Origin of the sequence: Streptomyces sp. NBC_01788, from assembly GCF_035917575.1 — a bacterium.
GTDB lineage: Bacteria > Actinomycetota > Actinomycetes > Streptomycetales > Streptomycetaceae > Streptomyces.
Window position 1 is genome coordinate 5,521,745 of record NZ_CP109090.1, and the last position, 13,805, is coordinate 5,535,549.

The window sequence follows — 13,805 nt, forward strand, 5'->3', positions numbered from 1 at the left end:
CGTACGAGTGAACGTACTGGTCTGCGCAGCCTGCGCCCGACACCTCACCCAACCGCTGCGTCCGCTGGCAGAACTGCCGCCCCGCCCGGAGTACGACGGCCGGAAGAACCCGGACAGCTCGCGGCACGCCCCGCCGACCGTCCCGCCGGGCACGTACGTCGTGGATCCCGAGCCGAGCGGGGCGCCGTTCGTGCCGCACCCGGACCCGGAGTGGGCGGGGGCCGCCGTCCCCGGCGTGTGCGTGGGGAACCCCGACGGCCCGGGATTCCTGATGTCGGCCGGGCCGCGCGACACCCTGGTGGTCGGCCCCGAGGACACGGCCGGATTCCTGTCGTACAACCCCGCCTGCCAGGAGTACGGGTGCTGCGGGGTCACCGGCCGGGAGGGCCCGAACCAGGTGTGCGGCGGGTGCGGAGCGGTGGTGGCGACGCTGTTCGGCGAGTGCTACGGCCCCTACGAGACCCACTTCCTGCCCGGCGCCGTACGGACGGTCCCGGCATGAGCACCACCCCGGCGCCCCGCAGGCGTACCCCCGCGCCGCCGCGTGAGGACGTGCTCGCCGCCGCCATGGAGATGATCGCCGAGCGCGGTCTCGAGCAGCTCACCATGGCGGCGCTCGGGCGCGAGGTCGGGATGAGCAGCGGCCATCTGCTCTACTACTTCCGCTCCAAGGACGAGCTGCTGCTGCAGACCCTGGAGTGGAGCGAGAGCCGGCTCGGGGCCGAGCGCGGGCGGCTGCTGACCCGTGCCGCCCCGGTCCGCGAACGTCTCGACGCCTACGTGGACCTGTACGTGCCGGACGGTCACCGCGACCCGCACTGGACGCTGTGGCTGGAGGTCTGGAACCGCTCGCTGAACGCCGGCGAGGACGCCCGAGACCGGCAGGCCGCCATCGAGGGCGCCTGGCACCGGGACCTGGCCGCGCTGGTCGCCGAGGGTGTCTCCCGCGGCGAGTTCCGGCCGGTCGACGCGGACCGCTTCGCCGCCCGGCTGCGCGCTCTCCTCGACGGCTTCTCCATCCACGTCGCGATCGGGCTGCGCGGTACGGACCGGCCCCAGGTCATGTGCCATGTGAGGGAGTTCCTCGACGACGCGCTGAACCGGCCCGGGCTCGCGGACGCCTGATCAACCGCCGGGGTTGTACGTAAACCGGCGCATTGCCGCGTACCGGCCGGTGCGTTTGAATCCGGAAAGTCCTCGGTGCGGGACCGGGGGAGGACCGGTTCGGGGGGAACCATGGCCATGACCGCACACGTCCGCGCAGTCCTCGGCGCCGCGCCGGCAGCGGCACTGCTGCTCGCGCTCGGCCCGGCCGCCGTCGCCGCGCCCCCTCCGCCGCGCGTCGAGCGGATCAGCACCGCCACCGACGGGAGCGAGCTGACCGCGGCCTCGGGCGGCGGCGTCATCAGCGGCGACGGCCGGTACGCCGTCTTCTCCTCGGCGGACCCCGAGGGTGGTTTCGACACCCGCCTGTACCTCAAGGACCTGCGCACCGGCAGACTCACCCAGGTCCCGGAGGACCTGCTCTACACCACGGGGCCGATGCTCAGCGGCGACGGCCGCCGTCTCGCCTACTCCAACGGCAACCGGTACCCCAAGCCGTACGTGTACGACCGCGTCACGGGTCGCACGGAGGTGCTGTGGCCCGAGGGGCCGCCGCAGGACACCTCCTACGAACTGGGCACCGCGGCCGCGATCAGCGCCGACGGCCGGCACGTGGCGTACACCCTCGGCAACCGCCACGGCGACGACTACGCACGTGTGCTCTACGTCCGCGACCTGGACACCGGCACCGACCGGCAGATCTCGCCGTTGCCGGCCGAGGGCATGATCCTCAACGCCTGGTTCAGCGCCGACGGCCGCACGGTCGCCTACAGCGTGGCGGCCCGCACGGACCACGGCACCGAGGGGCGGATCCACGTCGTCCGCGGCGGACACGAATCCGCCGTCGGCAGCGGATTCCCGGCCACGCTCGTCCGGCTCTCCGACGACGGCCGCAGCGCCCTGTTCAACGCCACGGCGGCCGACTGGACGACCACCGCGTACGTCCAGGACCTGCGCACCGGACGCGTCCGGCAGGTGGCCGGCATCGAGGCGGTCGCAGCCGACGGGTCGCTGCGGCACGTGCTGCTGTCCGGCGACGGCGGACTCGACCTGCTCACCCTGCCGTCCGGCAGGCGGCACCAGGTGGCCCCGGCGGGCGCCACCGCCTCGCCCCGCGCGATGGACCGCCGGGGCCACGCCGTCGTCTTCTCCTCCCCGGCCGCCGACCTGGTGCCGCACGACACCAACGGCGTCCCGGACGTCTTCGTACGACGCCTGAACTGACGTACACCAGATACCCGACGAAGTGCCGAAGGCCGGGGAGGTGTCCAGGCTGACGCCCGCATCCTGAGACGCGCGTCCGTGAGTGACGGGATTGTGCCAGACTGCCCCCGTGCTCTCGTCCGCCATGATTATTGGCAGCAGGCGCGCCGGTCCGCAGTGACCGCCACGTACGACCAGGTACGGGCGGCCATCGTCGTCCTCGACCCGCGCGCAGACCTCTCGCACCCGCGAGGGGTCTTTCGTTTTCCCGGCCCACCCACAGCCGGGAGCGCCGCGCGAGGGACCATTGGGGGAACGGTGGAGCCGGTCATTGACGGCAAGACCGAGATTGCAAACAGGAGCCTTGAGACCATGACCGCAACCAGCCAGCTCGACGATTCGTTCCACGTCTTCGACACCACCCTGCGCGACGGCGCCCAGCGTGAGGGGATCAACCTCACGGTCGCCGACAAGCTGGCCATCGCTCGGCACCTGGACGACTTCGGCGTGGGCTTCATCGAGGGTGGCTGGCCCGGCGCGAACCCGCGGGACACCGAGTTCTTCGCCCGCGCCAAGGAGGAGATCGACTTCCGGCACGCCCAGCTCGTCGCCTTCGGGGCGACCCGCCGGGCCGGTGCCAAGGCGGCGGACGACCCCCAGGTCAGGGCGCTGCTGGAGTCCGGTGCCCAGGTGATCACCCTGGTCGCCAAGTCGCACGACCGGCATGTGGAGCTGGCGCTGCGCACCACGCTGGAGGAGAACCTGGAGATGGTCCGCGACACCGTCTCCCACCTGCGCGCCGAGGGCCGCCGGGTCTTCGTCGACTGCGAGCACTTCTTCGACGGCTACCGCGCCAACCCCCAGTACGCCAAGTCCGTCGTCCGCACCGCCGCGGAGGCCGGCGCGGACGTGGTGATCCTCTGCGACACCAACGGCGGCATGCTGCCCGCCCAGGTCCAGGCGGTCGTCTCCACCGTCCTCGCGGACACCGGCGCCCGCCTCGGCATCCACGCCCAGGACGACACCGGCTGCGCGGTCGCCAACACCCTCGCGGCCGTCGACGCCGGCGCCACCCACGTGCAGTGCACGGCCAACGGCTACGGCGAACGCGTCGGCAACGCCAACCTCTTCCCGGTGGTCGCGGCCCTGGAGCTGAAGTACGGCAAGCGGGTGCTGCCCGAGGACCGGCTGCGCGAGATGACCCGCATCTCCCACGCCATCGCCGAGGTCGTCAACCTCACGCCCTCCACCCACCAGCCCTACGTGGGTGTTTCCGCCTTCGCCCACAAGGCGGGCCTGCACGCCTCCGCCATCAAGGTCGACCCGGACCTGTACCAGCACATCGACCCCGAGCAGGTCGGCAACACCATGCGCATGCTGGTCTCCGACATGGCGGGCCGCGCCTCCATCGAGCTCAAGGGCAAGGAACTCGGCATCGACCTCGGCGGCGACCGCGAACTGGTCGGCCGGGTGGTCGAGCGGGTCAAGGAGCGCGAGCTCAAGGGCTACACCTACGAGGCGGCCGACGCGAGCTTCGAACTGCTGCTGCGCGCCGAGGCCGAGGGCAGGCCGCTGAAGTACTTCGACGTGGAGTCCTGGCGGGCGATCGTCGAGGACCGCCCCGACGGCACCCACGCCAACGAGGCCACGGTGAAGCTGTGGGCCAAGAGCGAGCGCATCGTCGCCACCGCCGAGGGCAACGGCCCGGTCAACGCCCTCGACCGCGCACTGCGGGTGGCCCTGGAGAAGATCTACCCCGAGCTGGCCTCCCTCGGCCTGGTCGACTACAAGGTCCGCATCCTGGAGGGCAAGCACGGCACCTCCTCCACCACCCGCGTGCTGATCTCCACCTCGGACGGCCGGGGCGAGTGGTCCACGGTGGGCGTGGCCGACAACGTGATCGCGGCCTCCTGGCAGGCCCTGGAGGACGCGTACACCTACGGTCTGCTGCGCGCCGGGGTGGAACCGGCGAAGTAGCCGTACGGACGCCCGGGGCCGCCGTCCGCCGCCCGCCACGGCACAGTGGAGACATGGACGCGGACGACTCGGGCTCTCCGGACACCGGCTCTCCGGACATCGGCTTCCTGGCGAGGGGGCGTGTGACGACCCGGCTGCCGGCCCGGGACCTGGACCGGGCCCGGCGCTTCTACGCCGACAGACTGGGGCTGCGGCCCGCCGAGGAGCGGCCGGGCGGGCTGCTGTACCGGTGCGGAGGGACCAGCTTCGTGGTCTTCCTCTCCACCGGGGCCTCGCCCGGCACGTTCACCCAGATGGCGTGGGAGGTCGACGACATCGAGGCGGCCGTGTCGGAGCTGCGGCGCCGCGGCGTCGTCCTCGAGGAGGTCGACAGGCCCAGGTTCCGCACGCGGGACGGCATCGCCGAGGTCGAGGGCAACTACCCGAGCAAGGGCGCGCGCGGAGAGCGCGGCGCCTGGTTCCGCGACAGCGAGGGAAACCTGCTGGGCATCGGCCAGCCCATGCACTAGCCACCCCCCTCCTCAGGGAGCGCGCCAGATGTTGTCGAAGGCCGCGTTCTCGATGCGCCGCCGCTGCCGCACGGCCTCCAGCTCCGTCACCGCGTCGTTGACGGTGGCCAGAACGGTGACCAGGGCGTCGTCGTCCGGCGCGGTGAGCGGGGCGCCCGATTTCGCCTCGATGCCCACGGCGGCCGCGAGTCCGGCGATGACCGGGTCGCGGGAGGCCCAGCGCTCGGCCGCCGCGTGCCGCGCCGGTGTGTCGGCGGGCGTCTTCCGGTCGCCGCGCGCGGGCATCCAGCGGTGCCGCGGACCGGTGAGCTGCCCCTCCGCGTCCAGGGCGTCGATGTAGGCCACGGCCAGGCCCTCGCCGCGGCGCCACAGCCAGTCCTCGACGGACTCGTGCGGCGGCCGCTCCTTCAGCGACGCCGCCGCCCGGTCCAGCAAGGGGTCCCCGGTGTCACGCCGGGGGAGCGGCACGATGCGGTCGCCGTCCAGCCCGGCGGCCCCGGCGGCGAGCAGGTCGGCCAGTTCGGCGCCCGCCAGCGCGAGCGACAGATCGCCCTGCTCGACGGGGCGCTCGGACGGCACGTCCATGCTGATCAACAACAGGTCCCGAGGTGTGGTCATGCCGGCGCTCCTGGTCGGGGTGGTCATGTCGGGCACGGGAACACCCTCGACCATACGTCCGCACCGGGCCGCCGGCCCGGTGCCGCGACCGGTGTCCGGCCGGCCGGAGGGGATTCCGGCCGGCCGGGCGGCACTACTGCAACCGCCACTTCTGGTTGGCCGCTCCGGTGCACGACCAGATCTGCGCGCGGGCCCCGTTGGCCGAGGAGTTGTCGGTCACGTCCAGGCACTTGTCCGCGGCGAGGTTCACCACGTCACCGGTCGAGGCGTTGTACGACCACTGCTGGGCCTTGGTGCCGTTGCAGTCGTAGAGCTGCACCTTCGCCCCGTTGGCGGTCGACGCCGACGTCACGTCGAGGCACTTGCCCAGCGCCCGTACCGACCCGTCCGGCTGGACCGTCCACTGCTGGGCCGTGCTGGAGTTGCAGTCGTAGAGCTGCACCGCCGTGCCGTTCGCCGACGAACCGCCCGCCACGTCCAGGCACCTGCCCGCGAGCCCGACGAACGCGCCCGACTTGCTGCCGCCGCCCGACTGCGTCCCGGACCAGGTGAAGGTCGCCGAGGTCCGGCCCGGCAGCGAGTAGGTGGCGTGCTGTGAGCCCCAGTTGACGGTGACGGTCTTCGCGGTGGTGGCGTCGTTGTAGGCGATCAGGGCCTTGCCGCCGTCCGGGTTGCGCCAGGCGACGTTCGGCACCGCCGAGGATGCGGTGGACGCGATCCGCTGCGCACCCGGCCGTACGAACTTCGTCAGGTGCCCCATGTCGTAGTACTCGACCGTGTAGTCGACCTGTCCCGACCGTCCCTCGCCGTTCTGCACGGTGATCAGCCCGCTGCAGGTGCCGCAACCGCCGTTGTGCGGGCCCCCCTTCTGGTCCACCGCCAGCGACCACTTGGTCACCGACTTCGCCCAGTTCCGGGTGTAGTCGACGATGTTGAGCATGTCCTCGCGCTGCTGGTGGCCGATCCAGGCGCCGCCCGAGTGCTCGGTGCCGAAGGCGTCCAGCTGCGGGTACCGGTTGTGCACGGTGGTCTGCATGGCGACGTTGCCGCCGTAACCGTGCCAGGCGATGCCGCCGAAGTTCGGGTGCGAGCGGACGGCCGCGTCGTCCACCGTCTGGGCGGCGTAGGAGTCGTAGGTGTCCCAGTTCCAGTCGTGCGCCAGCACCTTGGTGGACAGGCCCGCGGACTGGAGCTTGGGCAGCAGCTCGCTCTTGGTGAAGTAGGCGAGCCCACTGGCGTTCCAGCTCATCGAGGGGTAGCCGGAGCAGCAGGTGGGCTCGTTCTGGACGGTTACGTAGGACACCGGGATGCCCTGGTCCCGGTAGGCCTGGAGGTACTTCACGAAGTACGTGGCGTACGCCCCGTAGTCCTCCGCCTTCAGCCAGCCGCCGTTGAGCTGCCCGCTGTCCTTCATCCAGGCGGGCGCGGTCCAGGGCGAGGCCATCACCGTGAGCGCCGGGTTGAGCTGGAGCGCCTGCCGGGTCAGCGGCACCACGTCGGCCAGATCGTGGGCGATGGAGAACTTCGTGAGCGACGGGTCGCTCTGCCCGGCCGGCACGTCGTCGTAGGTGTAGCCGTTGCGCGCCAGGTCGGAGGCGCCCATCGGGTTGCGCAGGAAGGAGAGCCCGATCCCGTCCGCGGGCGAGAACAGCTTCCGCATGGTCGCGTCCCGGGTCGACTGCGACAGCGCGCCGCTGCTGTTCATCAGCCAGGCCGCGGTGTCGGTGAAGGAGGCCCCGCCGCCGGTGAAGGTCTGGTAGCGGGTGTTCTCGTCGACGGTGATGTTCTCACCGCCGCCTCCGGTGCCGGACTGGAAGGCGAACGGCGTCTGCGGTTCGAGGCCGCGGACCACGTGCCGCCCGTCGGAGTCGTCGGTCGTGGTCAGCCAGGCGGTGACGGGCTCGCCCGCCGCGTGCGCGGCCGGGGCGCCCAGGGCCGTCAGGCCCGCCGTGGACAGCAGTCCGGCGAGCAGCAGCCGCAGCGCGCGACCGCGTCTGTCGAGAAAGGGGTGCATCGGGTGCCGCCCTTCGTGAGGTGGGGGATGGGGCGTGCGAGCGGTGAGTAAATGACGGCTTCGGGGCCGAGTCAAGAGGGTGCGCGTTCAGGAGCCGAAGCGACAACCCCCTTGATCCGGCCGTGAGTTGGCTATCCCCGCAGTCCGGCGTGAAGTCTTGACGACAGTGGCAGGACACTAGTTCACTCAAGCCGTGATCTAAGTCGTGAGTGAATCATGAGCCTGGGGAATTCCCAGAGCCGAGGGAAGGTCCGTCCATGCGAAGAACCGCCCTGCTCGTCTCCGCCGGCCTGCTCGCCGCGCTGATCCCGCTGACGTCGGCACACGCGGCCGGCGACCCGGGGCCCGCCCCCGTGTCCATCGACCGCTTCGAGGGCGAGGTGCCCTTCGCCGCACAGCCCGCGGAGGGCATCTTCACCTGGGGCGGCGACAGCGACGATCCGCCCACGCTGCAGTTCGCCGACCGCTCCGACGCGCCCGAGGGCGCCAAGGTCCTCTCCGGTACGTACGACATCAGCGGCTACGGCGGCTTCACCCACGACTTCGCGGCCGCCCTGCCGGCCCACGACTGGTCCGCCCACCAGGGCATCCGGTTCTGGTGGGAGGGCCAGAACAACGGCAGGAAGATCGCCTTCGAGATCAAGGACGGCGGTGCGCACGGCGAGGCGTCCGAGCTGTGGACGACCTCCTTCACCGACGACTTCACCGGCTGGAAGCAGATCGAGCTGCCCTTCGGTGACTTCACCTATCGCACGGACTACCAGCCGGTCGGCGGCATCGACCACGTCCTCGGCCTCACCGCGATGTGGGGGTACGCCGTCACCCTGCCGACCGGCGTCAAGGGCCGGTTCGCCATGGACGACGTGCAGTTGTACGGCAGGGCCGACCAGTCGGCGCGCGCCTCCGTCACCACCGACGCCCCGGTCTACCCGGTCACCGCGGGCGGCACGGCGGCGGTGAAGGTCACTGTCGCCACCACCGGCTCCGCCCCGCTCGACGAGCCGGTGACGGTCGCCTACCGCACCGGCACCGGCACCGCCGAGTCCGGCAAGGACTACACCCCGGCCTCCGGCACCCTCACCTTCCCCGCGGGCACCGCCTCCGGCACCTCCCGCACCCTGAAGGTCGCCACCCTCAAGGCCAAGGCCGCGAAGGGCGCCGGGACGATCCCGCTGCAGCTCGCCGTCACCGGCGCCAAGGCCCCCGCCGAGAACCCGCAGATCGTCGTCGACGCGCACGGACTGCCGTACCTCGACAGCAAGCTGTCGGTGCGCAAGCGGGTCGCGGACCTGATCTCCCGGATGTCCCTGGAGGAGAAGGCCGGGCAGATGACCCAGGCCGAGCGCGGGGCGATGACCGCGCCTGGCGACATCGCCGCCTACGACCTCGGCTCCCTGCTGTCCGGCGGCGGCTCGACCCCGACGCCCAACACGCCGCAGGCCTGGGCGAAGATGATCGACGACTTCCAGCTGCGCACCCGGGCCACCCGCTTCCAGATCCCGCTGATCTACGGGGTGGACGCGGTGCACGGGCACAACAACCTGGCCGGTGCCACGGTCATGCCGCACAACATCGGCATCGGCGCCTCCCGCGACCCCCGGCTGGCCGAGAAGACCGGCGCGGTGACGGCGAGCGAGGTCCGCGCCACCGGGATCCAGTGGGACTTCGCGCCCTGCCTGTGCGTCACCCGCGACGAACGCTGGGGCCGCTCCTACGAGTCCTTCGGCGAGGACCCGGCGCTGGTGGACTCCATGGAGACCGTCATCCAGGGCCTTCAGGGACGCGCTGACGGGCGTGACCTGAGCCGCGGTGACAAGGTGCTGGCCACCGCCAAGCACTTCGTCGGCGACGGCGGCACCCTGTACGGCTCCTCCACCACCGGCTCCTACCCGATCGACCAGGGCGTCACCAAGGTCACCCGGCAGCAGTTGGAGGACATCCACCTGGCGCCGTACCGGACGGCCGTGGCCCGGGGCATCGGCTCGGTCATGCCGTCGTACTCCTCGCTGGACATCGCCGGTGACGGGCAGGGCCCGGTGAAGATGCACGCCCGCGGCGACATGATCAACGGCGTGCTCAAGGACCGCATGGGCTTCGACGGCTTCGTCATCAGCGACTGGGCCGCCATCGACCAGCTCCCCGGCGACGCCGCCACGCAGGTCCGCACGTCGGTCAACGCCGGCCTGGACATGATCATGGTGCCGTACGCGTACCAGGCCTTCCGGGCGAACCTGGTCGCCGAGGTGAAGGCGGGCCGGATCAGCGTCGAGCGGATCGACGACGCGGTCTCCCGGATCCTCACCAAGAAGTTCGAGCTGGGCCTGTTCGAGCACCCCTACTCCGACACCGCCGGCGCCTCCCGGATCGGCTCCGCCGACCACCGCGCCGTCGCCCGGCAGGCAGCCGCCGAGTCCCAGGTGCTGCTGAAGAACAAGGGCGGCCTGCTGCCGCTGAAGAAGAAGGCCAAGGTCTACGTGGCCGGGTCCAACGCCGACGACCTCGGCAACCAGACCGGTGGCTGGACCATCACCTGGCAGGGCGAGTCCGGCACCCACACCCAGGGCACGACGATCCTCCAGGCCATGCGCAAGGCGAGCGGGAACGTCACCTACTCCAAGGACGCCTCGGCGCCCACGTCCGGTCACGACGTGGGGGTGGTCGTCGTCGGCGAGACCCCGTACGCCGAGGGCGTGGGCGACGTCGGCAACGGCCACGACCTCCAGCTCTCGGCCGCCGACCGGGCCGCCGTGGACAAGGTGTGCGGGGCCATGAAGTGCGCGGTGCTGGTCGTCTCCGGGCGTCCGCAGCTCATCGGCGACCGGCTCGGGAAGATCGATGCCCTCGTCGCCTCCTGGCTGCCGGGAACCGAGGGCGACGGCGTGGCCGACGTGCTCTACGGCACCCGGCCCTTCACCGGGCAGCTCCCGGTGACCTGGCCGAAGTCGCAGGAGCAGCTCCCGATCAACGTGGGCGACACGGCGTACGACCCGCAGTTCCCGTACGGCTGGGGCCTGACCACGCTCAGCGGCGTCCCGGCGGGCGGCACGGCGACGCTCAAGGCGCTGGGCCTGGCGGCGCGGGCGGCCGAGCGGGTGGGCGCCGACACGGTGGGCCGCGAGCTGGTCACCAAGGCCCGGCTGATCGTTCAGCAGAAGGCGGACGGGCGGATGAGCGCGGCGATGGCGAAGCCCTTCGCCGACGCGGATCATCTGCTGCTGACGGGACGGTACGGAGCGGCGGTGGATCAGCTCACGAAGGCCTACTCGGCCGCGTGAGTCGAAAGCAGGGGGCGTCCCGCGCGGCTGCGCGGGACGCCCCCTTTGCTCACGACGGCCGGTTTGTCCGTATTCCGGTAACTTCGAAGCATGAAGGCCGCCGCCCCGACCCGAGCCCTTCTCCGCCCTCTTCTCGCCCTCGCGGCCGCCGTGATGGTCGCGGCCCCGGCCTCCGTCGCGGCGGAGGTCCCGACGAGCGCGAGGACGACGCCCGCTGCCGCCGTGCCCATGGCGGCCCCGGTCGTGAACGTCCGGCCCGACGCGGTCGCGCTGCCGGGCGGTGTGCCGCGGGTCGCGGCGGTGACCAGTGTCTCCGCGATCGCCCAGGCGCTCCGCAGGAGTCCGGTCTACGTCGATCCGGCCGCGTCCGCACAGCTCTCGCGCGCCGACGCCGCCGCGCTCACCCGGCGGATCAAGGACGCCGGAAAACCCCTGTTCATCGCGGTACTGCCGGCGGACTACCCGACGCGGAACCTGTTCACCGAGCTGCGCACGGCCACCGGCATCACCGGCGCCTACGCCGTCCGCCTCGGCGACAGGTTCGACGCCCGCGCCGACTCCTCGGTGCTGTCGCGCACGGCCGTGGGCAACCTGGTCACCAGCGTCCAGGGGGAGAGCGCCAGGACCCAGCTCACCGACTTCACCGACCGTGCCCTGGCCGGCATGGGCGGCTCGGCGCCCCGCACCTGGGGTGACACCGGGCACCGCGGCACGGTCCCGAACACGGCGCTGATCACCGCCGCCGCGGTCCTGGTGGCGGGCGGCGTGGGAGCGTACGCCCTGGTCAGGCGCGGCAGGAGTCGCCGGGAGGCGGAGCAGCGGGCCGCGCTGGAGAAGCTGCGGGTCGTGGTCGACGAGGACATCACCGCCTTCGGTGAGGAGCTGGACCGCCTCGACTTCCATCCGGCGGAGGCCGGCGCGGACGACGCCATGCGCGCCGACTACGAGCGTGCGCTGGACGCCTACGAACAGGCCAAGCAGTACATGGCCGCCGCCGACAGGCCGGAGGATGTGCGGGCGGTGACCCAGGCCCTGGAGGACGGGCGGTTCTCGCTCGCCCAGCTCGCCGCGCGCCGCGAGGGCCGTCCGCTGCCCGAGCGCCGTCCGCCCTGCTTCTTCGACCCGCGCCACGGCCCGTCGGTCACCGACGCCACCTGGACGCCCCCGGGCGGCTCACCCCGCGAGGTCCCGGTGTGTGCGGCCGACCAGGCCCGCCTGGCCGACGGGCGCGACCCGCGTGTGCGCGAGGTCGACACCGAATGGGGCCGCCGCCCCTACTGGGACGCCGGCCCCGCGTACGGCCCCTGGGCGGGCGGCTACTTCGGCGGCGGCCTCCTGCCCGGCCTTCTGGTCGGCACGCTGCTCGGCAGCATGATGGCCACCCCGTCGTACGCGGCCGACTACGGCACCGGCTACGGCGACTTCGGCGCGTACGGCGGCCCCCAGGGCGGCGACCTGTCGGGCGCGGACTTCGACCCCGGTGACTTCAGCGGTGGCTTCGGCGACGGCGGGGGAGGCGACTTCGGCGGCGGGGGCGACTTCGGTGGGGGAGGCGGTGACTTCGGGGGCGGGTTCTGAGCCCGGCTCAGGCGTTCTTGACGGCCGAGATGTCGAAGCTCAGCTTGATCTTGTCGGACACCAGGACACCGCCGGTCTCCAGGGCCGCGTTCCAGGTCAGGCCCCACTCCGAGCGCAGGATCTCGGCCTTGCCCTCGAAGCCGACGCGCTCGTTGCCGAACGGGTCCTTCGCGGCGCCGTTGAACTCGAGGTCGATGGTGAGCGGCTTGGTGACACCGAGGATGGTCAGGTCACCGGTGATGCGGTAGTCGTCGCCGCCCAGGGCCTCCGCCTTGGTGGAGCGGAAGGTCATCTGCGGGAACTCCTCGGTCCTGAAGAAGTCCGCGCTCTTCAGGTGGCCGTCGCGGTCCGCGGAGCCCGTGTCGATGCTGTCCATCCTGACGTCGATGGACGCGGTCGAGGCGGCCGGGTCGGTGCCGTCCAGGTGCAGGGCACCGGTGAAGTCGTTGAACTTGCCCTTGACGTTCGTGACCATGGCGTGCCGCGCGACGAAGCCGAGCGTGGAGTGCGACGGGTCGATCGTGTACTCGCCGGTGAGCGCGGCCAGAGCCGGGTTCACGGCGGCGGGGGCGGCGCTGGTGGTGCCGGTGGTGACGTTCTTGCGGCCGAAGATGCCCATGAGGTGCTCCTTAGGGACGGTGGGTTCGCTCGGTGCCGAGGCGGAGCGCCCAGTAAGTTGAAGATTCAACGAGGTGAACGGTTACGACCGTAGACCTATTCCGTTCGACTTTCAACATCATCCGGTACGTGTTCGCGGGATGGCGGACAGTAATCGCTTACGCCCTCTGGCGGACGCGCGTAGACCTCGGGCACTATCTCCCTGCACCACCTGCACCACCTGCACAGCCGCCCCACAGGACGCACGGCCGACAGCAGGAAGGTTCCCCCATGAAGATCACGAAGGTCGGCAAGCTCACCAAGGCCCGCGCCGCGGTCACCGCTCTCGCCCTCGTCGTCGCCCCCGGTGTCGCGGTCATCGGCACGGCCACCGAGGCCTCCGCCGCCACCAAGATCAGCCACGCCACCGCCACTCAGATGTTCCGCGACGTGGGCGTCACCTGGTCCTCCTCCGGCAACTGCTCCGACCGCAACGTCTCCACCTGTACGTCCTTCGACCAGCTCAACCTGGACACCGCGAAGGGGGCGCAGACCCTCAAGAAGGCCAGCGGCTGCGCCCTCAACATCACCGGCGGCACGGAGACCGGCCACGCCTCCGGCACCTACTCCCACTGGAACGGCTACAAGCTCGACTACGGCAAGAACACCTGCGTGACCAACTACATCAAGAACTACTTCGCCTACATCGGCCTGCGCGGCGACGGCGCCCCCCAGTACCAGTCGGGCTCCGGCAACATCTACGCCGACGAGGGCAACCACTGGGACGTCCTGTACTACAACTGCGGCGGCTGCTGACCCGGCGCCGCCCTACCCCGGACGGCGGCTACGCTCTGTGTGAGCCGCCGCCGTCCGGGTCTGCGCGTCACTCCAGTGAGGGCATGTGCCGCATCCGAATGTGAGCAGGCTCGC

11 protein-coding genes are annotated in these 13,805 nt (G+C 71.6%); 8 read left to right on the plus strand and 3 right to left on the minus strand.

Annotated features, from left to right (window positions below; all coding sequences use genetic code 11):
- Window positions 1-7 precede the first annotated feature (7 nt).
- From OIE49_RS25090 to OIE49_RS25110, 5 genes are all read left to right on the plus strand, one after another.
- Entirely contained in the window at window positions 8-502 is a 495-nt protein-coding gene (locus OIE49_RS25090; protein WP_326804243.1) for a hypothetical protein, read from the plus strand.
- Window positions 499-1,125 carry a TetR/AcrR family transcriptional regulator gene (locus tag OIE49_RS25095; RefSeq protein ID WP_326804244.1) on the plus strand — a complete coding sequence of 209 codons (627 nt, stop codon included), beginning with the start codon at window positions 499-501 and terminating at the stop codon, window positions 1,123-1,125. Before OIE49_RS25090 ends, OIE49_RS25095 begins: the two co-directional genes overlap by 4 nt.
- A 117-nt stretch (window positions 1,126-1,242) precedes the next feature.
- A complete protein-coding gene (locus OIE49_RS25100) occupies window positions 1,243-2,328 on the plus strand; it encodes a TolB family protein (RefSeq protein ID WP_326804245.1) in 1,086 nt (361 codons plus the stop codon).
- A gap of 351 nt (window positions 2,329-2,679) precedes the next feature.
- Window positions 2,680-4,284: a citramalate synthase gene (cimA, locus tag OIE49_RS25105; protein ID WP_326804246.1), complete on the plus strand. Its 1,605-nt coding sequence runs from the start codon at window positions 2,680-2,682 to the stop codon at window positions 4,282-4,284.
- Window positions 4,285-4,337: 53 nt separating this feature from the next.
- Window positions 4,338-4,793, plus strand: a complete 456-nt coding sequence (locus OIE49_RS25110) for a VOC family protein (protein WP_326804247.1) — start codon at window positions 4,338-4,340, stop codon at window positions 4,791-4,793.
- Between the two features lie 12 nt (window positions 4,794-4,805).
- On the opposite strand, the gene OIE49_RS25115 is transcribed toward OIE49_RS25110, so the two are convergent.
- A complete protein-coding gene (locus OIE49_RS25115) occupies window positions 4,806-5,411 on the minus strand; it encodes a GPP34 family phosphoprotein (RefSeq protein WP_326804248.1) in 606 nt (201 codons plus the stop codon).
- 133 nt (window positions 5,412-5,544) lie between these two features.
- Entirely contained in the window at window positions 5,545-7,425 is a 1,881-nt protein-coding gene (locus tag OIE49_RS25120; RefSeq protein ID WP_326804249.1) for a ricin-type beta-trefoil lectin domain protein, read from the minus strand.
- Window positions 7,426-7,682: 257 nt separating this feature from the next.
- Between OIE49_RS25120 and OIE49_RS25125 the strand changes: the two genes are divergently transcribed.
- Complete coding sequence (locus tag OIE49_RS25125; RefSeq protein ID WP_326804250.1) at window positions 7,683-10,700, plus strand: glycoside hydrolase family 3 protein; 3,018 nt, start codon at window positions 7,683-7,685, stop codon at window positions 10,698-10,700.
- Between the two features lie 228 nt (window positions 10,701-10,928).
- Window positions 10,929-12,278: a hypothetical protein gene (locus OIE49_RS25130; RefSeq protein WP_401790191.1), complete on the plus strand. Its 1,350-nt coding sequence runs from the start codon at window positions 10,929-10,931 to the stop codon at window positions 12,276-12,278.
- 7 nt (window positions 12,279-12,285) lie between these two features.
- Here the strand turns inward: OIE49_RS25130 and OIE49_RS25135 are convergent, their stop codons facing one another.
- A complete protein-coding gene (locus tag OIE49_RS25135; RefSeq protein WP_100572099.1) occupies window positions 12,286-12,897 on the minus strand; it encodes a YceI family protein in 612 nt (203 codons plus the stop codon).
- Between the two features lie 269 nt (window positions 12,898-13,166).
- Between OIE49_RS25135 and OIE49_RS25140 the strand changes: the two genes are divergently transcribed.
- On the plus strand, window positions 13,167-13,691 hold the full coding sequence (locus OIE49_RS25140) for a hypothetical protein (protein WP_100572098.1): 525 nt from the start codon (window positions 13,167-13,169) through the stop codon (window positions 13,689-13,691).
- The last annotated feature ends 114 nt before the right edge of the window (window positions 13,692-13,805 follow it).